Below are 23,118 nucleotides of genomic sequence, written 5' to 3' on the forward strand. Positions count from 1 at the left end.
TATTTATTTTTAGTTCTTTTTAAGATGAAGAAATTTTAATTCATGTAACTTTAAATGTGTGTAACAGAATTTCTCAATATGAGTCATTATTATATGAACAAGTTAGTGTACATTCTATTTTTTTTCATCGTCAGTAAAACTGTTTTGGCTACTGATGATGTTAAGATTACTGTAAATTCTATTCCTATTTATTTTAAAAATGCCAAAACTATTAACAAACATTCTACACGTATTCCTTTCAAACTTGTAGACAGACTTATTGTTATTGAAGGTGAAATAAAAAATAAGATAGGAAACTTTATCATAGACACTGGCTCAGAAACTATGCTTTTAAACAAAGTTCATTTTAAAACCTATCCTTTTGAAAAAGAAAAGAAAAATACAACTGGGATTATTGATTTTGTTGACAATCCTTATGAAAAAAGAATCAAAAACTTATCACTGAAAGACTTTACACTTCACAATAAAAAATCCGATATTATAAATCTATCTCATATTGAGAAAAGTAAAAAGATCAAGCTATTAGGTATTATCGGTTTTAGCATTTTAAAAGACTATGAAGTATTCATAGATTTACATTTACATCAAATTACATTAACAAAAATTGATTCACAAGGAAATACCTTAAGTAAAGAAGTATATTTAGAAAAAATAGTAGATAGTTTAGATTTTAAATTAAAAAAACATACTATAGTAGTTAATGGTTTTATTGGTAATGAAAAAGTTACCTTTGGGCTAGATTCTGGTGCAGAGTTTAATCAGATCAACAAAAGGATAAGTAAAAAAGCGTTGCAACATTTTTATCCTAAAAAACGAGTTCAACTCATGGGAGCGAGCAAAAGAAAAATAGAAGTTTTATGTGGTAATTTATTCAGAGTGAAACTTAATGATAAAATTTACTTTGGTCCTATGAAAACTATGTTAACTAGTCTTTACAATATGAATAAAGCTTTTGGCACGAATTTAGACGGTATATTAGGGTATGACTTTTTTGCTCAAAAAAGAGTTATCATTAACTATAAAAAGGAGAAATTATATTTTATTAATTATCCGCTAATAAGAAATTAACATGAAGTATTTCAGCATCATTTTTCTTTGTTTTGTTTTTATAAACTTTAGTAGCTTTTCTCAAAAAAAAGCTGTTAAAGGGTATAAGATTGAAGGGGATTATGTTGTTTTTACTTTCGATAAAAGAGATTACACTGAGGCTACCGATGAGCGCACACAAAAGAGACTAGACTTCCAAGATTTTGATATTAAAAACGTTGTAGTATCTGGTAATTTCAACTTATGGTCTAGAGATAGTTGGAAAATGACTAAAATTAATTCATACATCTATGAATTAAGAAAGAAAATAACTGACTTTAAAGATGAATTTGACTGGGAATTTAAGTTTGTTATCAATAACTCTATTTGGGCTGAACCTTCTAAAGATATTTCCAATATTACTCCAGCTACTGAAGGCTCTATAAGTTACTACACCTATAACTTAAAGATGTATAAAGCATACCCTAGTAAAAAAGGAAATGTAAAATTTAAACTCAAAGGGTATAAAAATGCTAAAAAAGTTATTGTTACTGGTTCTTTCAATAAATGGAATCAGAATCTTTTTGAAATGGAAAGGAATGAAAATGGCTGGGAATTAATTCTACAAATGAAACCTGACAAATACGAATATCGTTTTATTGTTGATGGCCAATGGATGGAAGATCCTAGTAATCCTTTTAAAGTGCCTAACGAATTTGGAGAATATAATTCTTTAATTGATATTAATGTTAGCGTTGAATTCTTTGTACGTGATTTTAAAAATGCTGAAGAAGTTATTTTAGCAGGCTCTTTCAACAATTGGTCTACTAGTTCTTTTAAAATGAGAAAAGTAAAAAATGGTTGGACGTATAAAATGAAGTTACCTTCAGGAAAACACCATTATAAATATATTGTAGATGGTAAGTGGAAAGTAGATCCATCAAATCCTGTAAGAGAATTTGATGGACATGGTAATATTAATTCTGTAAAAATGGTCAAGTAATTTAGATTTCTGCAGCCAATCTACTACCTTGGTCAATAGCTCTTTTAGCATCTAACTCGGCAGCAATATCAGCCCCTCCAATTACGTGTACACTCACTCCTTTGGCTTGTAAAGGCTCTAATAATTCTTTAAAAGGTAGTTGACCTGCACAAATTACTACATTGTCTACTTCTAATACTTTCTGTTCGTTACCTTGCGTATAATGTAAACCTTGATCATCTATTTTATCATATTGAACTTCATTAATGAATTGAACTTTCTTTTTCTTCAAATTCGCTCTATGAATCCAACCTGTAGTTTTTCCTAAATTCCCTCCGAATTTACCTTTACTACGTTTAAACATAAAAATTTCTCTTGGAGAAGGATGAATATCTTTTGCTACTCCTTCTATTCCACTTCTAGCTTCTAAACTTTTATCAATACCCCATTCATTCAGCCAAGCATCTATATTTTGAGAAGTACTTTCTCCTTCATGGGTTAAATATTCAGATACATCAAAACCAATTCCACCCGCGCCAATAACAGCTACTTTTTTCCCTACTGGTTTTTTATGCTTTAAAACATCAATATAAGTTAATACTTTTTCATGATCTATTCCTGCTATTCTAGGAGTTCTTGGCGTAATACCAGTCGCTAAAATTACTTCATCATATTCTCCCATGGCAAGTTCTTCAGCACTTACTCTAGTATTTAATTTTACATTTACATTATGCAACTCAATTTGTTTATTAAAGTAACGTAACGTTTCATAAAACTCCTCTTTACCAGGAATTTGTTTTGCGATATTAAATTGTCCTCCTATTTCACTTTCACTGTCAAACAAGGTAACATCATGACCTCTTTGTGCAGCAACAGTTGAAGCTGCTAAACCTGCTGGTCCTGCACCTACTACTGCTATTTTCTTCTTTTGCGTGGTTGGTACATAATTTAAATCTGTTTCGTGACAAGCTCTAGGATTTACTAAACAGCTTGCTACTTTCTTTTCAAATACATGATCTAAACAAGCTTGGTTACATGCAATACACGTATTTATTTCATCATCTTTTTCTTGTTCTGCTTTATTTACCCATTCTGGATCTGCTAGAAACGGACGAGCCATAGAAATCATATCTGCATCACCTTCAGATAAAACTTTTTCAGCAGTTTCAGGCATGTTAATTCTGTTAGAAGTCACTAATGGTATGCTAACCTCGTTTTTCATTTTTTTGGTTACCCAAGTAAATGCTGCTCTTGGTACAGAAGTAGCTATTGTAGGTATTCTAGCTTCATGCCAACCTATACCAGTATTGATTATTGTAGCACCTGCTTTTTCAATTTCTTTCGCTAACAAAACAATTTCATCCCAAGTACTACCATTCTCTACTAAATCTAACATAGATAATCGATAGATGATGATAAAATCTTTACCTACTTTTTCTCGAGTTTGTTTTACTAATTCAATAGGTAATTTAATTCTATTCTCATAACTACCTCCCCAATCATCATTTCTATGGTTAGTTCTTTTAGCTATGAATTGATTTATTAAATATCCTTCAGATCCCATAATTTCAACACCATCATACCCTGCCTCTTTGGCCAAACTTGCTGATTTTACAAAATCTTTAATCGTTCTTTTAATTCCTGATTCTCTAAGTTTAAAAGGTTTGAATGGATTTATCGGTGCTTGAATTGCAGACGGTCCTACATTTAATGGATGATATCCATATCTACCTGCATGTAAAATCTGCATACATATTTTCCCTCCTTCTGCATGAACAGCCTCGGTTATCACTTTATGGTTCCTTGCGTGTTTTTTAGTACTCATACGAGCAGAAAAAGGCCCTGTCCATCCTTGAATATTAGGCGCAATACCTCCGGTAACAATTAAACCTACTCCTCCTTTAGCTCTTTCCGCATAAAATGCAGCTATTTTTTCATACCCATTCTTTTCTTCTTCTAAGCCTGTGTGCATAGATCCCATTAAGATTCTATTCTTAAGAGTTGTAAATCCTAGATCTAAAGGCTCAAAAATATGTTTATACTTAGTCATTTCGTTTGATTTTAATTTTATTATGCATGCATAATACTTGCAAGATAATTCTATTTTTCGAATTTTAATCCTTAACTTTCTCTTAATATGTTTTTTTTGATTTGTAATTTAATGAAAATATAACTTTGCTTACATTCAAATAACATTAATTATGGGGAGATTTTCACTTTTTGTTCTTTTATTGTGTTCAATATTTAATTATGCCCAATCAGCTCCTATTGCTATTGATGGCAAATTTGATGATTGGAATTCTACTATTACTACCTATACAGATACTAATGAAACGAAAGATGGAGTTGATCTTTTAGAATTTCAAGTGACCAATGATGCTGAATATTTATATATAAAAGTTAAAGCAAATAAGGAATTTGATTTAACGGATGGATCTTTAATTCCTCATAATTTCTTTTTGTATTTGGATACAGATTTAGATTCAAGCACAGGTTTTAGAGTACGAGATGATTATGGAGCTGAAATAGGTATAGCTTTTGCAGATCGCATTGTTTTTAATAATTTCACGAACACTCCTAATGATCAAGTTCGATTTTCCGATCTTGAATTTAGAGCTGCGCCTACCGTTACTTCTAACGAATTTGAAATGGCTATAGGACGTAATGTAATTCCTGATGGAGTTAATCCTCTTTTTCCTTCTTCATCTGTAAAAATTTTGATCAGGAATATTGCAAATTTTGATTGGGTACCAAATTTGAACTCTGTTTTTACTTATACTTTTGATGAAACACCAGTCCCCACTTATACTCCCATCAATTTTAATAAAACGGATGCTAATTTTATTAGAGTTTTAGCTTATAACACAAAATTAAATTCTCTATTAGATAACAGTAAACTTGATGAATATGAAAGAATAATAAAAGCTATTAATCCTGATATTATTGGCTTTGTTGAAAGTGCCGATACTACTATTCAATATATTAAATCATTATTCGATAATTGGCTACCTCTAGGAACTTCTGAAGGTTGGTTTGTAAAAAAACATGGAGGTGAAGTAACTGTTTCTAAATGGAATATTGTACAAGAATGGGATTTAGATCGCCAATTTCCAGTACTAATTGATTTACCTGAACGTTATGGCACAGATTTACTATATACCAACGCACATTTAAATTGTTGTGGAGCTGATGATAGAAGGCAAAGTCAAGTTGATCAGTACGCTGCCTTTGTTTTAGATGCAAAATCTGACGGTGGAATTATTACACTTCCAGAAAATACACCAATTGTATATTCTGGAGATTTAAATTTAGTAGGTTTATCCAATCAGCTAACAACACTTTTAACAGGACAAATACAGAATACTAGTATTTATGGCGCTGGTGCTCCTCTGGATTGGGATAATACTGATTTTAAACAAGATGATGCACTACAAACAGACATTAGAATGGGATACACATGGAGATCAGATGGTTCTGCTTTCCCTCCGGGAAAATTAGATTTTATTATTTATTCTGATCATGTTTTAACGGCTGAAAAGACGTATGTTGTACAAACTGAAGTAATGTCTAATGACCGTCTAAATGCTGTTGGCTTGCAACAACTCGATACTAGTACTGCTTCGGATCATTTTCCTGTTGTTGCGGATTTTTCTATACAGCAAAATACATTAAATATAACAGAAGAAAAATTACTAGCTCAAGGTATTTATCCAAATCCTAGTACTGATTTTATAACTTTAAGTTTTACTACTAGAGATCAGTATACCATTGAAGTTTATAATATTTTAGGTAGTCTCGTCATCTCTAAAAAAGTAGAAGCTAAAGAATTTGTACTAGACATTAATTCTTTAGCTTCTGGATTGTTTTATATATCAGTTTACAATACTAATCGTCAAAAAGAGACTTTTAAACTTATCAAAAAGTAATAGTTAAAATTCCATAGGAACCTCGATGAATAGTAATTGTGAGTCTGTATTGGCTTTTACAGAAAACTGATCTGTTTTTGAAATACCTAAGGCATCTCTAGAAGAAGTTGTAATGTTTTCTATGTTAGTTTCTCCAGAAATGTTCATCATATAAACTCCGTTAGTATTTGACTTAAACTCATATGTAAATTCCTGGTTTTCGTCTAAATCAATTCTTGACAATTGAGCATTTTGATGAATTTTTAATCCCTCAGTAGTACTATAATCATCAATAGAACTTACCAAAACTTGTAATTTATTTTTTCTTCCTGAAGGATCAAATGATTCTTGATTGTACCTTGGAGTCACACCTTCTTTATTAGGAATAATCCAAATTTGAAATAAACTCAAATAGCTATCTGCTGAACCATTCATTTCAGAATGATAAATTCCTGTACCAGCCGACATCACTTGAACTTCATTGGGTTTCACATATAACCAATCATTAGACATATTGTCTTTATGCTTTAATTCACCAGATAATGGTATAGTGATGATTTCCATATTTTGATGTGGATGAGTTCCAAAACCTGCACTAGGTGCTATTAAGTCATCATTTAATACACGTAATGCTCCAAAGTTTACTCTTTCAGGATTATAAAAATTTGCAAAACTGAAAGAATAATTTGCTTGCAGCCATCCAAGATTTGCTTGTCCTCTTGTATCTGCTGTAAATTGTTCTATTTGCATGTTTTATCTAATTTTATCTAATAAATCACTCAGTAATTGTGCTTCTTCTTCAGTCAATCTTTTTAACATATCTAAATGCTCAATTTTTGTATCTATTTCAGAAAGTAACAATAAACCTTCATCATTAATATTAACATATACTACTCTTCTATCATGCTCACATCTAAAACGATGAATTAGATTTTTTTCAACCAGTTTATCCATTAATCGAGTGGCATTAGGTGCTCTTTCGATCATTCTATCTTTTACCAACTGAACTTTAATTCTATCTGCTGCCCCTCTTAAAATGCGAAGAATATTATATTGTTGTGGAGATAATCCGTAAGACTTAAAAAACTCTACTTCCTTACTATTGATCCAATTTGCCGTATACTTAATATTAATAAAAGCCTTGAATCTATTATTATCAAACTTCGAATTTATGTCTTCACTTATATTCCCCATAAACTATAGAGCTGATTCCAATTGTTGTACTGCCTCTTTTAATTCTTTAAGCGCTTCTGCATCTACGATTTTACCACCTTCAAAATTGTTCATAAAAGAAGGTAAACTAAAACTGGCTTTTATATCAGCTCCAAAATGCGGAAAAGTATTTTTAGCCGTTGCCAATACAGAAGCTCCACCTCTACCTCCAGGAGAAGTTGCTAATAATAACATTGGTTTTTCTTTAAAAATCTTTTTGTCTTTTCTAGAAACCCAATCTATTAGATTTTTAAAAACCGCTGTATAACTTCCATTATGTTCAGCTAATGAAACAATTATTGCATCGCTATCAGCTAATTCTTCATTAAATTTAATGGCATTCTCTGGAAACTCTATTTCAGCTTCTATATCTACTCCGTATAATGGAAGTGGATAATCATTCAGATCTAATACCTTTACCTCTTGATTATTCAATAAACTTGCCGCAAAAGTGGCTAACTCTTTATTAATTGAATTTTTACTATTGCTTCCCGCAAATACTACTACTCTACCCATAAACTTTTTTTCTTGAAAAATATGAAACAAATAATAAAACCAAAGCTACTACTGATCCTATATGCTCTCCATCACTAATCATATAATGTGCAAAAAATGCTAAAACAAAATCAAAAAAGAAACCTGCATATGCCCATTCTTTTAATGATTTAGTATTGATAAACCAAATTGCAATAAGCCCTAAAACTTTAGCTACCGCTAAAGGGTAAATAATATAAGTTGGGTAACCAAAACTTTCAAATGCTTTTTGAATTGCTGCATTTTTAAAAACATACATAGAAACCGACATTAACATTAATGCTGTCAGCAACCCTGTAGAAATGTAATAAATGATTTTATTTTTATCCATGGTATTTGATTTTTATACTACAAAGATACAAAATATTTTCCATGGAAAATAAATAGATGGGGAATATTATTTTTTTGACAATATGAAAATAAATTTTAAATTTGCATAAGCACTTATATATTTATTAATATTAATATGGATGCATTACAAGGAATCGGTGAAATAGGAATAGGATCTAGACTAAAAAGATTGAGTGAATACATGATGAAAGACACTCAATTGGTGTATGATAAATTAGGATTTGATTTTGATCCCTATTTATTTCCTACTATTAAAGTTATTCATAATAAAAGGGAAGTTACTAATACAGAAATCAACCAAAGTTTAAAAACATCTCAACCTGCCACCTCTCAAGTTATACAAAAACTAGATAAAAAAGGGTTGATTTTACTTAAAGAACATCCAATAGATAAACGTAAAAAATTAATAACACTTTCCGAAAAGGGAATACAATTGATTCAAGACATAAAACCTTTATGGAAAAGTATTGAACATACAATTAAAGAATTCACTAGAATTAGTTCTGATTCTTTAATAGAGCATATTAACACCTTAGAGAAAAAATTCACTGAAAAAAGTTTTAGCGACGCAATTATGGAACATTATACACTGAATCACAAAAAGCAATTGGAGATTATTGATTTTTCAAAAGAACATGCAATCCATTTTTATAACTTAAATATAGAATGGTTACAAACTTTCTTTTATGTTGAACCTTATGATGAAGAGGTACTTAGTAAACCTGAAAAGTATATCATTGACAAAGGCGGATATATTTTCTTTGTTAAATTAAATGAAGAAATTGTAGGAACTGTGGCTCTTATGCCCTTGGATGAAAAAGGTACTTTTGAATTGACAAAAATGGCGGTGTCTCCTGAACATAGAGGACATAAAATTGGACAACAACTCATTACAAAGTGTATTGATTTTGCCAAAGAACAGGAGTTTGGTGAACTCCTTCTCTACTCCAATACTAAACTGGAAAATGCTATATATATCTATAGAAAATACGGTTTTGTAGAGGTTCCTCTAGAAGAAAACTCTCCATACAAACGTAGTGATATAAAAATGATATACAACGGAGGTAAAATTTAATTTAAAAACAATGTTATGAGTACACTTCAAGAAAAAATGTATAGTGAGCTTGAACAAAAAGAAATTTTTAAACAAGCTTTAGATAATGGTTTAGCATATTTAGAAACTATTTTTAATAGAAATGTATACCCCAGTGAAGAAGCTTTATTGAATTTGACACAATTTGATGAGGAACTTTCAGTCGATTCAACAAACCCTAAAGATGTTATAGATCAATTACATCAATACGGAAGTCCAGCGACGACTGCTACTTTAGGTGGACGATATTTTGGTTTTGTAGCGAGTAGTGTAACTCCCATAGGAATAGCAGCAAAAAACTTAGCTACTTTTTGGGATCAAGCTCCTGCTATGCATGTACTATCTCCTATTGGTTGTAAATTAGAATCTGTAGTAGAAAAATGGCTCGTTGATCTTTTTAATTTACCAAAAGACACTTGTGCTGGTTTTGTAAGCGGTACATCTACAGCTAATTTATGTGGTTTAGCAGCAGCTAGATATCACATCTTAAAAAAGAACAATTGGGATATTAATGAAAAGGGGTTAAGAAATGCTCCAGAAATTAGAATCATAACAGGAAAACACGCACATTCTACAGTAGTAAAAGCTATTAGTATTTTAGGCTTAGGAAAAGAAAATATTGAATGGGTCGATGTCGATGATCAAGGTAGAATAAATACTGAATTAGTACCTGAATTAGATCAAAACACTATACTTATACTACAAGCAGGGAATGTTAATAGTGGTGCTTTTGACAATTTTGAACAACTATGTAAAAAAGCAAAAAAAGCTGGTACTTGGGTACATATAGATGGGGCTTTTGGTTTATGGGCTGCAGCAACTGAAAAATTAAACTATCTAACCCAAAGAATGGAATTGGCTGATTCTTGGGCTGTGGATGCACATAAAACACTGAATACTCCTTATGATAGTGGAATTATTCTTTGTGCTAATAGAGCGGCACTGGTTTCTGCCTTACATATGTCTGGGAGCTATATTATTCATAGTGAACAAAGAGATGGTATGTTATATACCCCTGAAATGTCGAGAAGAGCTAGAGTTATAGAACTTTGGGCAACGTTAAAATACCTTGGAAAAAAAGGTATTGATGAACTTGTATATACACTACACCAAAGAGCTAGGTTATTTACTGATAAGATTAGTGTTGTAGATGGATTTTACGTTGAAAATGATGTAGTATTTAATCAAGTTATAGTACGTTGTGAAACTGATACTTTAACAGAAAGTACACTTAAAAGAATTCAAGAGCTTCGTGATTGTTGGTTAGGTGGTTCAGCATGGTTTGGCAGAAAAGTAATGCGCGTTAGTTTCTGTTCTTGGGCAACTACAGAGGAGGACGTAGATATAGCGATACGCTCATTTCAAAAAGCTTTAGCTATAGAATTAGCTGTTACTGATTAGGTACTTTAAGATAATTTTTAGCACTATGAATTGCTCTAATTTCTTAAAAAGATTATTCTTTTTTATTACACAACAATCATTTTACATCTAGATTACAACTAGAAATAAATTTATGCCTAGTTTTGCGGTTTTCATTTTTAAATTGAATGCTAATGTGGATGTATTTAGGACTTTTGGCGGCTTTATTTTTAGGTTTACATAATTTATGTAAAAAACATGCGGTTCAAAATAATGAAGTATATCCTGTACTTTTAGGTACGCTCATCAGTGGACTTTTGGTTTTATTACCTTTTTATATAGGTACGCACTTCTTTCCTGAACAAACGCTACAAGCGGGATTTTTAATTCAAGATATTCCTTTAGAAAAACATGGATATATCTTTATAAAATCCATGATTATGTGCTCTTCTTGGATATTAGCATACCAAGCCTTAAAACACCTACCTTTAACCATAGTAGCTCCTATACGTTCAGGAGGACCATTTTTCACTTTTTTAGGCGCTCTTTTTATTTATCAAGAACGTCCTAATTTGTATCAGTGGATCGGTTTTTTCTTGATAATTTTCTCTGTCTATTTATACTCTCAAGTAGGAAAAAAAGAAGGTATTATTTTTAAAAGTAACAAATGGATTTATGCAATTATTGGTGCTACTTTTTTAGGGGCTTCTAGCGGATTATATGATAAATTTTTAATTCAAAAAATACATTTGAATCCACAAACACTTCAGTTTTGGTTTTGTTTTTATTGTATTGTTATTCTGCTGATCATTTTAAGTATTATTTGGTTTCCTAAACTAGAAAAAAGAAAAGCTTTTACATGGCGTTGGTCTATTCCTGCGGTAGGAATTTTATTACAAACTGCAGATTACTTTTATTTTAAAGCTTTACAAGATCCTGAGGCTATGATTATGTTATTATCCGCTATTAAAAGAAGTCAACTCATTATTGCTGTAGTTATAGGTGGTATTGTATTTAAAGAAAAGAATAAACGTAAAAAGCTCTTACCTCTAGCTGGGATTATGATTGGAGTATTGTTGATTTTGTATTCTAATTAGTTTTATAAATTTAAAAAGTTAAATTTTATTCAATCTTAAAAGAAGTGTTATCTAATACTTTTATGAAATTCTTCTTTGTAATAGTCTTCTTTTATTTTTCTTTCTTTGTACAGATTCAATATCTCATTTCTTTCTTCTAATGTTAAATTATATTCGATCTTTCTATTAAATATAGGTGGATAGTTACCAGATAAATTTGTTATCTGATTGATTACATAATCAGAGATCATAAATTCATTAATAAAGCACCCTGAATTCACAGTTACAAAGGTTAAAGTATCATTTAAAGATTTTTTAAAAAGATGATATTTATCCAATGTGGAATTTTTCATTAATCCTGCGTAACACATGGCTTGTACTTCTCCACTTGGATAATATAATAACTTATTATACTCAAATGAAGTCAAATTGTTTAATACCCATCTTTGTCTTTTAATTTGATCTACATCAGTATAACTAAGCATACCATATTTATCAAACTTAACTATTGAATCTTTAACTTCTTTTCGAATTCCTTCCCACTTAAAATTCCATTTAGGTGTGTAATAGTTAGAAAATATAAATAAAACACCAACACATGTAAAAGTTAGTATTGGAAAAAAAACACTCACTTTTGGGTTATAATTTTTTCTCTTTTTCATATTACATTATTCATTATCATAATAACGATCTCTCTTATTTCTATATTCAACTTTTTTTTGTTTCTGTTTTTGATCTAGAAAAGGTATGCTCCGGATAATGCTAAAAACCCATGTTTTCTTTTTCTCGTTATTCCAAAAGAAATCTTTATTAACATTACATACAAAGTATAAATCATCTTCTCTATTGTAAACTACCCCAGACCATCCTTCTCTTCCATCCAATTCTTCTGTTACTATTATTCCCCCTTTTTCGTATATGAAATTTTTAATTTTGTCAACATCTAAGGTTTCTCCAAAATTGACATAAAAAACTCTCCAATGAATAGATTCATAGCAACCAGATATTTCATTAATATTAAATGGATAATAGGGATTCTTTTCTTTTGTATTATCTAGATCATATTCATAATCTTCCTCTATACCATTAACATATGAAGGAATATACTTTCCTTTATATTTTTTACAATCAATAAGAACCTCATATTGAATTACTGTGTCTCCTAATTGTTTGGCATATTGAACTTGACCACAGGGCATACTTTCAAACTTGTAACCATTTTTAACTAATGATTTTAAAGTTAGATGTGAATTTAAGTGAAAAGGGTGCCAATAGGGCTCTGCACTTACCTTATTAGTAGCATTATAAAAATAAAATAGATTTATTATAATTGAAACAAACAATATAAACCCCAGCAGTAATAATTTCTTATTCATAACATTTTTTCACATTCAAAAAACACGTATCAAAAAATGTTCCAAGAATTAGAAAAGTATCTATAAATTCTTTAGAATGCTTTCTTTTTGAATTTCTAAATGAACTAATATCGTTTTTTCCATTTTATATATTTTTACATTACAAATATGCCTTCTAAAAATTAGGTGCAATTGTAAAAAAACGACATCCAGTTAAAAAGTTATTCAAACAGTTCTTTTTACGCTATTTTGAAAAGGAAAAATGACGAAATACAAATAAAACTATCAAACCAGCACATATATAAAAGAAATTTATCCAAGCAATTTTATATGCTGAACAGTAAAAAGCTATGGTAGACAATTCATATATTAAATGTATAAAATCATACTGCTTAAATGTGCTCTCTTTTATACTTTGTAATCTTTCGGGAAATGATTTTTTCTTTACTATTAAAACATAATGAACTCCTATTAATACTATAGCTAGTGCTATTACACTTGTATTTAGTATTGTTTCTTCAATATTTTGTATGTTAAAATCTAATTGTAATGTAATTAGAAAGATATTGACAGCATGTAATATTGAAGTATGGCTTAATGCTGACCAAGTTGGAGATAACCAACTCATATTTGATAAATAATAATATCTCGAAGTTAAAATCTTTGTGTACAAATTCATTTTGAAAAAAGCAAATTATACATAATAATCACCTTCGATTTCGACAAGCTCAATCTCCATATAAACTTCATTATCAAATTTGCACATTGATAAATTACTACATTCCTTTCTTCTCTCCCAATGCTTTTATCGAATCTATTTGTTTTTGAAGTTTATCTATCTCTATTTTATTTTTCTGTTCATTTAGCATAGTTTTCATCGAATCTAACTGCACTTTACTTTGCTCTTCAAATAAATTGTTGTTGATCTTAAAATAATCGTTAGACCTTTCACTTTCTTTCCAAGCTTCTCCTAGCTGCTCAAATACATTTACATCCCATTTACTTGGGTGTTTTGCATCTATCCAAACTACATCTCTATATTCACTATCAATTAGCGCTAAGTCTGGCGTAGCAGAGCCATCAAAATTACTTGATTCATCACGTACAGCAGAAATAGTTCCTAAGAAAAACATACGCTTTCTACCTGCAATATTTTTAATGTAAGGTCTAAACTCTACAGGTTTGTTTACCGACCAATCAAATTCTTTTCTTGATTCAATTACTTTTAAAGGCATTGCCGAAACTCCAGCATATCCTTGCTTTTTAGATGCGTGATCGTAATAATATAATTTATCCGTTCCATCAGCAGGTATAAAAACACTAAAAGTTAAACTAGTACGCTCATCTCCTACAGGTTCTAATCCAAACCAGTGATATAATCCACTATACGCATCTAAACTTGTATCTGAAAAATTGAAATCTGTTACAAAAGGTTGTTGATTTTGATCGTCGGGTAAATCTGGTATTTTCACTGCAGTTTTCATATTCCACGGTAAAGGATCACTAAATCCTCCTAAAAACTTTAACGACTCTGCTTGTAATCGAGATACTTTTTCAGCCAATGTATTCTGACGTGTTAAATATGGATAATTTCGCATCTCTTTTGGTGAAATATAAGTTCCCTTTCCAAAGAAAATACGCTCAAGATAATCGTTAAAGTCGTGAGCACCATTTTCAATCACCATCACCCCTCCAAAACTTGGATAAGGAAAGAAAAATCCTTTCCATTTAATTAAACTGACCACTTGTACCCAAGCTCCTTTATCATTTTTCATATAGTAAGTATCGCTTGGTTCCATGGTAAATAATTGGAAAATATTGAAACGTTGTACTACTGCATTGTAAGTGTTTCTACTAAACTTTAATGATTCCCCTATAGAAAAGGTAACTGGAATTCTATTCTCACTTGAAAATCTTGGAAAAGGTGTAGTACTAGATACCGCAAAAACCTCCTCAGTATTGTCTGTCATACCTTGCCATGCGTATTTTTCTGTCGGTTGTATGGCCATTGTCCATTTATTAATAGAATCTATACGAACCAAGTGAGGTAAGGATACATCTTTAGTTTCTCCTACTGATTCGTTTGCCATTGAAAAAATATTCATTAAGGGTTGAATTCGTTCATTTTGAGTTAGAGGTAATTCACTAATTTCAATTTTATTTAAATCGTTGAACACATTATATGTTTTTACATAATCGTACATTTTATAGTGCCAACCTGCAACATATAATACGCCAAAGAATAACAACATTCCTAATAAAGTAACTATTCTGTAGCCTGCTCCTGATGTTCTTCTAAACTTTCGAATTCCTAAAAACAGTACTGTACATGATAATAGAATTATAAAAAAGTATTTTCTGATGTAAAGCAATGCTGGTTGAATATCATCTCTTAGTGTAAATAAAATCACTAATAGGACAATACTCCAAAATATAACTACGAACTTTTGTTTAGCTCCTTTATTCCAATAGTTTTTTATCATTTTATTTGATTTTTTGATGTTGAGATTTAGATTGTACTATTATTGACGTCTTTTGCAATGTGATAAAAATAAGATATTTTAATAATACATAAATTAATAATTCCCTCTCCTTTGTCTTGATACAAAGGAGCAAAAATCAAGACTGGAATGATAAGAATTTAAAAATACTACAGCATATCCAACCACAGATGAAAAGAACTCGCTATCGCTCAAACAGCTTTTCATCTTTCACCCAACCCTGCTGCCTTGATTTTTAAAAATTCTTATCAATAGGTCGTTTTGTTAGTAATACGTCATTTTATCAATTTTTTAAAGTGTTTAAATGGTTTCTCGATCTGACATTTTACCTTTAACTAAATTCTATTTCTTTATTTTTTTTCCGTTTGTATAATAGTTTTTTGTTACTTCTTTATCACAAGAATAACAAAATTCTTCTCCATGTTTTTTCTTTCCTTTATACTCACAACTATAAATTAGTTTACCTAAACTATATTTCTCTACTAATTTTTTTATTTCATTTTTATCATAGTATACTATCTCTTTCTAATTATTTTTAGGTAACCCGTATTTTATCTCTTTTGATAAAAAAACTCCATCGTAATATCCATATATGTATTTATTTGAAATAGCCTTCCCTTTTCCATTAAAATATATATTTACAAATTTTAAAACTCCTTTATCATATTTTGACTCACGAACTAAATGACCATTTCTTCTAACTTTTTCGGTATACCCGGAAAATATCTCATTGTTAGATTCTTTTCTTACTATTCCATTTTCGTCCTCGTACACTTCATTTTCGTATAATCTTTCTTGAGAAAAAAGAAAAACACTAAAAAAACAGAAAATCAAATAATATATCTTTTTCATTTTACATCAGATTTATTGATCACTTCACCTCCAACTCCGTGATTCGGGCTTCGGGCTTTAGGCTTCAGGCTTTAAATCTACAAATACCCTTTATCTTTTAATCGTTCTCTTGCGCTCTTTTTCTCTTCTTCAGGTTGTTCTTTTGTGCTTTTTATTTCTTCTTTCACCTCTTCTTTTTCTTCAGATTTTAAATCTTCAATAAAATCTTTTCCTTTCTCAATAGTATTTTGTACTAAATCTCCAATAGAATCTGTATGTTCATCAATAATTTCCGACGACTTAAATATTCCACCTGCTATATATGTTCCAATTAATGTACCTACAATCATAGATGCAAATGCTGAAATAGTTGCAAAATCAATAGGAATTAAAAATCGTATGATTACAATAGCGACTAAAAATAATACGGAAACAAATACCAATCGTAATACAAAAGGTTGGTTATATACAAAGCCTTTAGTATCCGCAGCTTTCATTTGTAATTCTTTTGAATTCATTAACTTATCAAAGAAACGATACAAACTATTTCCCTTAGATTCTCTCCAGTACCAAATTAGTCCGAATAAAATGGCTGCTACAAATAAAATTAGTTCTAGTGTCATATTTTTTTAGTTTTAAGTGTTCAGTCCTCAGTTGGCAGTAATCTGTATACTGCCTACTGTAAACTGAAAACTATTAATTTTTCAGTGCTCCTTGTATTGTCTTAATTACCCAGTCTCTCATGTCATCGTCCCATGTTTTATACTGTTTATAAAACTCTTCTTTATCATACCAATATAAAAACAAAACATCTTTAGCTGAAATACTTACTAAAAGTTTCCAAATTAGATCTTGTTCATTTGGTTTTAATGATGAATGCGGATTATGTAAAGCTACATATACTTCTTCATCTACAATATCTTCTATTTTAACAAAAGTCCCTGATTCCTTTTTTTCTAGATATCGATCAATACTCATTACTTTTTTTCGAGCATTCAAATCTATTCTGTTCAAGTAACTTTTAAACAATACAGGGTCGTCTAAAATTTTGTCTACAGGATGATTCTTTTCTTCTAATTCTTCCGAAAGTAAAAACTTCTTTATACGTTCATGACGCTTTTGCGTAATTTTAGAATTCATATCGAATTCAATAATTAAATGAGAACGTAGTTTATCGATTAATTCATCGTGAGCGATATGATACATCAACACATCATTAGAAGTATCTTTTATTGCTTCTTTATAAGCATCAATATCTTGAAATACTAGAATTGGTGATAAGAAACTTTTAATCACAAAAATACCTCCGAAAGCTTCTGTGTGAAACGATTCTACATTATATACTATATTTTTTAACTCTACAACTCGTTCTCTTAAATCACCATATTGATTTGCAGAATCTAATAGTTTTTGATGTAAATCTTCATCAATAAAATTATTATCCTTATTAAATGCTTCTATCAATGCTAATTGATCTTTTCGAGCCTGATCTAAATCGTCAGCCAAATGAAATCGTACAATGACATCTTTATATTTTAATACATCTAAAGGCTCATAAAACACATCTATTTTTTGATCAAAATCTACACAAATAGCAGAATCTCTAGTAATATTTTCGATATTATGCTGATGTGTTTTAAATACCATTTTCATTAACTCCCTATCAAACGAATGGTAGGGATTGTACACTGGTAATCCTTTTTGAAGTGGAGTAATTATAATACAATGTGGATTTGCTTCTCCATTATTTAAATAATGAGTTTCTCCTTTTTCTTCAGCTACTTCAGGACTCCAACCAATTCCATCAATAAAAAAAGAAGTTAACTTAGTTTCTGTAAAACCTAATTTTACTAAACATTTATTATAACGCTCTACAAGTTTTCCGCTTATAGAAATTAATTCTCCTTTATATAAATCTGCTTCTTTTAGTTTTTGCATTCCAATAACTTATGAATTTGGGCATATTGTATTAACATGGTTGTTCTCGCATCTTTTATTTCTTGATTTTCGATCATCTGAAGTACTTTTGGAAAAAGTAACTCCAATACTTCTATTTCTTCACCTTCTTCCTCTACTCCACCTCCATCATTGATTTTCATATCATCAGAATATTCTGCAATATACATGAATGATTTTTCTGTAGTCGCTCCTGGAGATATATACGATTCAAAAACTTGTTTCACCTCTTTTATTTCATAGCCTACTTCTTCTTTTACTTCTCTAATTACGCAATCTTTAGGATTTTCATTAGCATCGATAGATCCTGCACAAACTTCTATAGACATTGCGTCCTCTGGTGTATTTTCATCATAAATAGCCATTCTAAACTGTTTAGTCAAAATAACCGAGTTTTTCTTTGTATTATATAACAAAATACAGGTTCCACTACCTCTATCATAACTTTCTCTAGATAGTCTTTTCCAAGTTCCATCTTTAAACAAGAAGTCGTAATCTATTCTATGTAATGTTGCCCATTCTTTAGACAAAATAGTTTGCACAACATTTTTTAATCTGTTTTTCATTTTTAATGTCAATACTATTAATCAACAACAATCCCAATAAAAATAGGCTTTTGAAAAATCTTTATTTTTCAAATTTTCTCTGTCTATAAAAATATGTCCAACTCCACTATCTCCAAACATGATTTCATCATCAACAGCTATTTGCAATAGTTGAACATCATTTGATTTTCCTTCTTCATAATTTCTAGGGTCTGATTGCGTAAAGTCTGCATATCCACCAATTTTATGAATTCTAGCATCAAAATAATCATCCATCTCCTCTTCTTTATCTCCTTCAAGACTTTCTACAAATTCCCAATAGCCTAAACCGTCAAATTGAAAATCGAACTGAGAATCTTCAGAACATCCTTTGTCTATAGATTTCTCAAATGATAAACTGTGTACCATATACACGGGAGAATCATCATAATCTTTTTCCGTAAGAAAAGAAAAATCTTCAATTCTAGATTTATTTAATTCTTCTTTGGTATGATATACAATTTTATAATCATCATCATACCAATCATCAGAAGATAAGAATAGCTGTAAAATTCCTTCTTTGGGATAATGTTCTAACTTAGGAATTTCCTCAAAATTCAACTGAGCAATTAAAATCATAGGTTTATTGTTCAGGTCTTTTGGATATTCTTTGTTTAAAGGAAAAAATGGTTTTCCTAAAAACTTACTTTCTTGTATTCCTAAACTATCCTCAAGTATATTTTCTTGTATAGGTGTTACTATTATTTTTACAAACTCTCGTTCGTATTTTTTAAGCTCAGATTCATATTTTTTCAGAAAATCAGGAATCATATTTTTAAATTAACGTTTTTCGAACTCTTCTCTGGCTTTTACTTCAATATTCATTTGATTGATACGAGCATCAACTTTACGTTTGAAATCAGTATCTGCAATGGTAGCTACGTTGTCTAAATAACGTACTACTTCTTGTCTTCTGATTTCAGAGAAATTCAATCCTTTCATATTGGCTTTCATTAACTCTTGCAGCATATTGAATTTCGTTTCATAATCCTTTTTGAAATAAATTTCAGGATTTTCAAACCAATCTTCTTCTAAATCAAAATCTGTTAAACGTAATGAAATTGCCGATTGAATATTACGTACATCTCTTGAAGAGAAAAATGGAAATACCTTTTGAATTTCTTTGTATAAACTTGCAAAGAACATATGTTCGTCAGTCTTAAACTGCTGCTCTACCTTATCATATACTTCATGTACACGTTGTTCTGTTGGCTTTTCTATACTATCTAGTACAGCCCCCATATTTTTCACAAATCCTTGATCTGCTAAATAATCATAGTTTGAAGGTCCTGACATATTCACAAAATCAGGCATTGTTTTTTCTAATTTACGCCACCATATATGATCTTGATCTAAGAAATCGTTCTCCGTTCTTGCTCCATCAATTTTAAATCTACCTTGTACACGAGAAATTACCGCTTTATCCAACATCTCTGGTAAATTGGTAAATAACCCAATAGAACTATTTCCGTAATTTACTGCATATGCTCCCTCTGTATAACGTAAGAATACTCCAATTACTTCTTTTACTCCTGCAGAAACTCCTTGTGCTGTACGTTCTTGTAAATTATTTTCAGCATCGTCAATTGGTGCAAAAATTAATTTTGTTGGATCTTGCATCGGTTTCATCCACTCCACCATTTTTTCAGCTGATCCTCCTTGAAAAGTGGAAATCAATGTATCTGGCATTGGGTGAAATAAGAAAGGAATATCTAAATTATCACAATGTTCTTTTAATCGTGTAGCAATAGCTGCAATTAACATACTTTTTCCTGTTCCTGGAATTCCATATCCCATGAATACTGGCATAAACCCTCCTAATTCTTGAAATGGGTTTTTTTGTGCTTCAAAATCGTAGCTCAACATTCGTTCTGTTAAACGGCGTGAAAAGTGCTTAGCATCTTTATTTCCTACAATTTGCTCAAACTGAATTTTATTAAACTCTACACTTTTTGCTGTTCCGCTAAATGTATTTTCCCATCCTGAAACAGCAAAGTCAGAGTTTTCTAACTTGTACGTTCTATCTGTAATGGTTTCTGTATACTCAAGACTTCCTTTTCTAAGGTTAATTTCATCAATTAAAGCTTCAAAATATACTACTGTAAAATCAATAACATCTTTATCAGATTTTATGATATCTGGATGTGATAGGTATTTTTCATAATAAAACAAACAACAAGAAATTCCTTTCAATGGTGTCATAAAAGATACTTCAGGTATTCCAGCAAATTTTTGTTTCATTACTGATAAATCATCAGAAGCATGAGGCTTTAAATCGTGTAAAATTTTATATGCTGTGGCAAATAATTGAAAGGCAGTTGCGGTTTGCATTTTACTTTCAAACTCTCTTTTACCACTAGTATCTAATGCTGATTTTCGTTCTGCTAAACTTGATAACCCTGAAGCATCTGTATAGCTATCTTTAATCCAAATTCCTAGTGTAATTCCTTCTTGTACTGCAAATAATGTTTGATTTAAGAATACTGGAATTGCAATTGAATCTGGTAACAATCTCTTTTTGAGTGCTAATATTGTTTTGGATACAGAAGTGATTTCTGCTCCTCCACTTCCTCCTTTTGCTCTTGATAAGAATAATAGGATTGATTCATCTTTTTCATCTTTATCTTTACTCTTCGCTCTTTGACTTTGTTCCCATTGGATACTTTTTAAATATCCACTTGCTTCATCACGAAGTACATCTAATTCGTTTTTCTTAATTGGGAATGTTGAATTATGTTCCATATTTTTTAGTTAGCAGTTTTCAGTTTGTAGTAAACAGTTCTACTTATTTTTACTGTTTATTGAATGTTTATTGTTTCTTTACTCCAAATTTTTCAGGGTTAAACATCATATAGTTAATCAGTTTCCCTATTTCTTCACACTTACTTTCTAATGTTCTTTTTCTCTCTTTTGAAATATATTCGCAAGCTAAAGCAAAATCCAGCCAAAGTTGAGTTTCTGAGTTTTCACTATCAGCATCAGACAACTTGCTTTTAAAATGCTTTACATACTGTCTTTTTCTATATCCTTCTGTTATTGCAGAACAAACAGCTCTACTAGATCGTATGATTTGAGAACTTAAACTAAACTTCTCAGATTTAGGAAATTTTTTAGTTAGGTGAAAAATTTCCATAGCTAAATCAAAACTTTTTTGATAAGCTAATAATGTTTTATAACTCATTTTCTTTTTCTCTTTTTATTTTTACTGCCTACTGAAAACTGTTTACTGTAAACTAATTTTCAGGTCAGATGTTTGAATAGGTTCTTTAGCTAATTTATTTAGAATTTCTGGTGTTTTGTTATGTAATAGCTGGATAATTCTATGGGGTGCGAAAACATATTTTCTTAGTTCTACTGCATTCCACTTTTGATAGGTTTGTTTAGAGAAAAAATTTCCTTCTCTAAAGGAACTTCCAGAAAATACTTCAGCTGTTTTAAATGATAAGGCATACGATTCTAAAGGAATTTCCTTTTTAGCTATTCCTGATAAGATCGCATGTGTGATCTCATTTTCATCTTTAGCAAAAACATTATGTAAAGGTCCTAAGTCTAATCGTTTTATATATTTAGGATGAATATCTGGTAATTTTCTATCGATATTGTAAGCCATGGTATCTAATGGCATTTTTCTATCTGCTGTTTCTTGTAAAACTTTATATAAATCTTCTTTAAAATCGCTTGATTTTTTACCTTCATAATCGAAATACATAAAACATATGTAAGGTCTGTTGTCTGAGACATCATAAAAACTCCAGCTTGTAATGTATTTAGCTGGACTATTTTCAGGCGCATTTATCACCTTACCTTGTACAAATTTTTTGAAAATGTATTTGGGGTTTACGGAATTGTAATATACTGTTGAAGCCGCTTGAAATAATCTTCTTCTTTTTATGGTTTGCTTTTTTCTAAGTAATGTATCTAAAAATTCTTCTTTAATATCATCTACACTTTCAAGCTTATCTAAATATTCATTTCTCAATTCTAAATCATTATGTAAATACCTGAATTCTAAATAATTTGGAAATCCAGAATCTGTAAGATCAATTTTCATGTTTTCTTCTTCATCATACATATATTTAATACGCATGGCTTCAATTGAATATAAAAATAAATCTGAATATTGTTTGAAGATTATCAATTCTTGTTGACTACATAAATTCTGACGTTGTATGTTGACCAATAATTCTTTTAACACAAAATCTAACATTTTATGATAAAACACATATTGATCTTTTGAATCCAACGTGGCAGAATCTAAAGGAGTTACAATCATATTTAAGTTCACAGTTTTACAGCATTTTAGTTTGCAGTCTTCAGAAAAACTGTATACTGAAAACTGCTAACTGAATACTA

Annotated in this window: 23 protein-coding genes; 6 read left to right on the plus strand and 17 right to left on the minus strand. The window is 30.3% G+C overall.

Translation table 11 applies throughout. The features are described from left to right. Positions 1 to 93: 93 nt before the first annotated feature. Together BVC87_RS12730 and BVC87_RS12735 are read left to right on the plus strand one after the other, a co-directional pair. Positions 94 to 1,068: an aspartyl protease family protein gene (locus BVC87_RS12730; protein WP_159439354.1), complete on the plus strand. Its 975-nt coding sequence runs from the start codon at positions 94 to 96 to the stop codon at positions 1,066 to 1,068. 1 nt (position 1,069) lies between these two features. After that, a complete protein-coding gene (locus BVC87_RS12735; RefSeq protein ID WP_075342771.1) occupies positions 1,070 to 2,029 on the plus strand; it encodes a glycogen-binding domain-containing protein in 960 nt (319 codons plus the stop codon). Between the two features lies 1 nt (position 2,030). On the opposite strand, the gene BVC87_RS12740 is transcribed toward BVC87_RS12735, so the two are convergent. Continuing rightward, on the minus strand, positions 2,031 to 4,058 hold the full coding sequence (locus BVC87_RS12740; protein WP_075342772.1) for an NADPH-dependent 2,4-dienoyl-CoA reductase: 2,028 nt from the start codon (positions 4,056 to 4,058) through the stop codon (positions 2,031 to 2,033). 151 nt (positions 4,059 to 4,209) lie between these two features. On the opposite strand from BVC87_RS12740, the gene BVC87_RS12745 reads away from it, so the two are divergent. Further along, positions 4,210 to 5,934 carry a T9SS type A sorting domain-containing protein gene (locus BVC87_RS12745; protein ID WP_075342773.1) on the plus strand — a complete coding sequence of 575 codons (1,725 nt, stop codon included), beginning with the start codon at positions 4,210 to 4,212 and terminating at the stop codon, positions 5,932 to 5,934. 3 nt (positions 5,935 to 5,937) lie between these two features. Here BVC87_RS12745 and BVC87_RS12750 read toward each other — a convergent pair whose 3' ends face one another. From BVC87_RS12750 to BVC87_RS12765, 4 genes are read right to left on the minus strand one after another with little or no spacing between them, the layout of a single operon-like run. Then, positions 5,938 to 6,663: a pirin family protein gene (locus BVC87_RS12750; protein WP_075342774.1), complete on the minus strand. Its 726-nt coding sequence runs from the start codon at positions 6,661 to 6,663 to the stop codon at positions 5,938 to 5,940. A 3-nt stretch (positions 6,664 to 6,666) separates the two neighbouring features. Then, positions 6,667 to 7,107 (minus strand): MarR family winged helix-turn-helix transcriptional regulator, encoded by a 441-nt coding sequence (locus tag BVC87_RS12755; RefSeq protein WP_075342775.1) that lies wholly within the window; start codon positions 7,105 to 7,107, stop codon positions 6,667 to 6,669. 3 nt (positions 7,108 to 7,110) lie between these two features. After that, positions 7,111 to 7,641 carry an NADPH-dependent FMN reductase gene (locus tag BVC87_RS12760; protein WP_075342776.1) on the minus strand — a complete coding sequence of 177 codons (531 nt, stop codon included), beginning with the start codon at positions 7,639 to 7,641 and terminating at the stop codon, positions 7,111 to 7,113. After that, the gene (locus BVC87_RS12765; RefSeq protein ID WP_075342777.1) at positions 7,634 to 7,990 is read right to left on the minus strand and encodes a DoxX family protein; all 357 of its coding nucleotides are present in this window, start codon (positions 7,988 to 7,990) and stop codon (positions 7,634 to 7,636) included. The genes BVC87_RS12760 and BVC87_RS12765 overlap by 8 nt, the downstream gene beginning before the upstream one ends. Before the next feature lie 135 nt (positions 7,991 to 8,125). On the opposite strand from BVC87_RS12765, the gene BVC87_RS23930 reads away from it, so the two are divergent. From BVC87_RS23930 to BVC87_RS12785, 3 genes are all read left to right on the plus strand, one after another. Continuing rightward, positions 8,126 to 9,085 carry a bifunctional helix-turn-helix transcriptional regulator/GNAT family N-acetyltransferase gene (locus tag BVC87_RS23930; protein ID WP_083629447.1) on the plus strand — a complete coding sequence of 320 codons (960 nt, stop codon included), beginning with the start codon at positions 8,126 to 8,128 and terminating at the stop codon, positions 9,083 to 9,085. A 15-nt stretch (positions 9,086 to 9,100) separates the two neighbouring features. Further along, on the plus strand, positions 9,101 to 10,504 hold the full coding sequence (locus tag BVC87_RS12780) for a pyridoxal phosphate-dependent decarboxylase family protein (RefSeq protein ID WP_075342778.1): 1,404 nt from the start codon (positions 9,101 to 9,103) through the stop codon (positions 10,502 to 10,504). A 152-nt stretch (positions 10,505 to 10,656) separates the two neighbouring features. Continuing rightward, on the plus strand, positions 10,657 to 11,559 hold the full coding sequence (locus tag BVC87_RS12785; protein WP_075342779.1) for an EamA family transporter: 903 nt from the start codon (positions 10,657 to 10,659) through the stop codon (positions 11,557 to 11,559). A 47-nt stretch (positions 11,560 to 11,606) separates the two neighbouring features. Here BVC87_RS12785 and BVC87_RS12790 read toward each other — a convergent pair whose 3' ends face one another. The 12 genes from BVC87_RS12790 to BVC87_RS12845 form a co-directional block, all read right to left on the minus strand. Next, positions 11,607 to 12,200 carry a hypothetical protein gene (locus BVC87_RS12790; RefSeq protein WP_075342780.1) on the minus strand — a complete coding sequence of 198 codons (594 nt, stop codon included), beginning with the start codon at positions 12,198 to 12,200 and terminating at the stop codon, positions 11,607 to 11,609. A gap of 6 nt (positions 12,201 to 12,206) precedes the next feature. Then, a complete protein-coding gene (locus tag BVC87_RS12795; RefSeq protein ID WP_075342781.1) occupies positions 12,207 to 12,914 on the minus strand; it encodes a hypothetical protein in 708 nt (235 codons plus the stop codon). A 223-nt stretch (positions 12,915 to 13,137) separates the two neighbouring features. After that, a complete protein-coding gene (locus tag BVC87_RS12800; RefSeq protein ID WP_075342782.1) occupies positions 13,138 to 13,521 on the minus strand; it encodes a hypothetical protein in 384 nt (127 codons plus the stop codon). Positions 13,522 to 13,669: 148 nt separating this feature from the next. Beyond that, positions 13,670 to 15,376, minus strand: coding sequence for a hypothetical protein (locus BVC87_RS12805; RefSeq protein ID WP_075342783.1), 1,707 nt, complete (start codon positions 15,374 to 15,376; stop codon positions 13,670 to 13,672). A 543-nt stretch (positions 15,377 to 15,919) separates the two neighbouring features. Further along, positions 15,920 to 16,246, minus strand: coding sequence for a hypothetical protein (locus BVC87_RS12810; RefSeq protein WP_075342784.1), 327 nt, complete (start codon positions 16,244 to 16,246; stop codon positions 15,920 to 15,922). A gap of 77 nt (positions 16,247 to 16,323) precedes the next feature. Then, positions 16,324 to 16,848 (minus strand): hypothetical protein, encoded by a 525-nt coding sequence (locus BVC87_RS12815; protein WP_075342785.1) that lies wholly within the window; start codon positions 16,846 to 16,848, stop codon positions 16,324 to 16,326. A 73-nt stretch (positions 16,849 to 16,921) separates the two neighbouring features. Continuing rightward, entirely contained in the window at positions 16,922 to 18,163 is a 1,242-nt protein-coding gene (locus BVC87_RS12820; RefSeq protein WP_075342786.1) for a DUF6638 family protein, read from the minus strand. Beyond that, complete coding sequence (locus BVC87_RS12825; RefSeq protein ID WP_075342787.1) at positions 18,151 to 18,747, minus strand: NUDIX domain-containing protein; 597 nt, start codon at positions 18,745 to 18,747, stop codon at positions 18,151 to 18,153. Before BVC87_RS12825 ends, BVC87_RS12820 begins: the two co-directional genes overlap by 13 nt. 21 nt (positions 18,748 to 18,768) lie before the next feature. After that, the gene (locus BVC87_RS12830) at positions 18,769 to 19,536 is read right to left on the minus strand and encodes a YwqG family protein (RefSeq protein ID WP_075342788.1); all 768 of its coding nucleotides are present in this window, start codon (positions 19,534 to 19,536) and stop codon (positions 18,769 to 18,771) included. A gap of 9 nt (positions 19,537 to 19,545) precedes the next feature. Further along, the gene (locus BVC87_RS12835) at positions 19,546 to 21,507 is read right to left on the minus strand and encodes an AAA family ATPase (protein ID WP_075342789.1); all 1,962 of its coding nucleotides are present in this window, start codon (positions 21,505 to 21,507) and stop codon (positions 19,546 to 19,548) included. 67 nt (positions 21,508 to 21,574) lie between these two features. Next, positions 21,575 to 21,946 (minus strand): four helix bundle protein, encoded by a 372-nt coding sequence (locus BVC87_RS12840; RefSeq protein ID WP_075342790.1) that lies wholly within the window; start codon positions 21,944 to 21,946, stop codon positions 21,575 to 21,577. A gap of 42 nt (positions 21,947 to 21,988) precedes the next feature. Next, a complete protein-coding gene (locus tag BVC87_RS12845; RefSeq protein ID WP_075342847.1) occupies positions 21,989 to 23,038 on the minus strand; it encodes a hypothetical protein in 1,050 nt (349 codons plus the stop codon). Between the last annotated feature and the right edge of the window lie 80 nt (positions 23,039 to 23,118).

It is taken from the genome of Tenacibaculum agarivorans, from assembly GCF_001936575.1.
In the GTDB taxonomy this organism is placed as follows: Bacteria; Bacteroidota; Bacteroidia; order Flavobacteriales; family Flavobacteriaceae; genus Polaribacter; species Polaribacter agarivorans.

Coding starts and splice junctions, on each gene's coding strand:
- BVC87_RS12730 (WP_159439354.1), top strand. CDS start 94: ATGAACAAGTTAGTGTACATTCTATTTTTTTTCATCGTCAGTAAAACT.
- BVC87_RS23930 (WP_083629447.1), top strand. CDS start 8,126: ATGGATGCATTACAAGGAATCGGTGAAATAGGAATAGGATCTAGACTA.
- BVC87_RS12840 (WP_075342790.1), bottom strand. CDS start 21,946: ATGAGTTATAAAACATTATTAGCTTATCAAAAAAGTTTTGATTTAGCT.
- BVC87_RS12750 (WP_075342774.1), bottom strand. CDS start 6,663: ATGCAAATAGAACAATTTACAGCAGATACAAGAGGACAAGCAAATCTT.
- BVC87_RS12735 (WP_075342771.1), top strand. CDS start 1,070: ATGAAGTATTTCAGCATCATTTTTCTTTGTTTTGTTTTTATAAACTTT.
- BVC87_RS12795 (WP_075342781.1), bottom strand. CDS start 12,914: ATGAATAAGAAATTATTACTGCTGGGGTTTATATTGTTTGTTTCAATT.
- BVC87_RS12790 (WP_075342780.1), bottom strand. CDS start 12,200: ATGAAAAAGAGAAAAAATTATAACCCAAAAGTGAGTGTTTTTTTTCCA.
- BVC87_RS12810 (WP_075342784.1), bottom strand. CDS start 16,246: ATGAAAAAGATATATTATTTGATTTTCTGTTTTTTTAGTGTTTTTCTT.
- BVC87_RS12745 (WP_075342773.1), top strand. CDS start 4,210: ATGGGGAGATTTTCACTTTTTGTTCTTTTATTGTGTTCAATATTTAAT.
- BVC87_RS12760 (WP_075342776.1), bottom strand. CDS start 7,641: ATGGGTAGAGTAGTAGTATTTGCGGGAAGCAATAGTAAAAATTCAATT.
- BVC87_RS12815 (WP_075342785.1), bottom strand. CDS start 16,848: ATGACACTAGAACTAATTTTATTTGTAGCAGCCATTTTATTCGGACTA.
- BVC87_RS12845 (WP_075342847.1), bottom strand. CDS start 23,038: ATGATTGTAACTCCTTTAGATTCTGCCACGTTGGATTCAAAAGATCAA.
- BVC87_RS12820 (WP_075342786.1), bottom strand. CDS start 18,163: ATGCAAAAACTAAAAGAAGCAGATTTATATAAAGGAGAATTAATTTCT.
- BVC87_RS12785 (WP_075342779.1), top strand. CDS start 10,657: ATGTGGATGTATTTAGGACTTTTGGCGGCTTTATTTTTAGGTTTACAT.
- BVC87_RS12830 (WP_075342788.1), bottom strand. CDS start 19,536: ATGATTCCTGATTTTCTGAAAAAATATGAATCTGAGCTTAAAAAATAC.
- BVC87_RS12800 (WP_075342782.1), bottom strand. CDS start 13,521: ATGAGTTGGTTATCTCCAACTTGGTCAGCATTAAGCCATACTTCAATA.
- BVC87_RS12805 (WP_075342783.1), bottom strand. CDS start 15,376: ATGATAAAAAACTATTGGAATAAAGGAGCTAAACAAAAGTTCGTAGTT.
- BVC87_RS12755 (WP_075342775.1), bottom strand. CDS start 7,107: ATGGGGAATATAAGTGAAGACATAAATTCGAAGTTTGATAATAATAGA.
- BVC87_RS12740 (WP_075342772.1), bottom strand. CDS start 4,058: ATGACTAAGTATAAACATATTTTTGAGCCTTTAGATCTAGGATTTACA.
- BVC87_RS12825 (WP_075342787.1), bottom strand. CDS start 18,747: ATGAAAAACAGATTAAAAAATGTTGTGCAAACTATTTTGTCTAAAGAA.
- BVC87_RS12765 (WP_075342777.1), bottom strand. CDS start 7,990: ATGGATAAAAATAAAATCATTTATTACATTTCTACAGGGTTGCTGACA.
- BVC87_RS12780 (WP_075342778.1), top strand. CDS start 9,101: ATGAGTACACTTCAAGAAAAAATGTATAGTGAGCTTGAACAAAAAGAA.
- BVC87_RS12835 (WP_075342789.1), bottom strand. CDS start 21,507: ATGGAACATAATTCAACATTCCCAATTAAGAAAAACGAATTAGATGTA.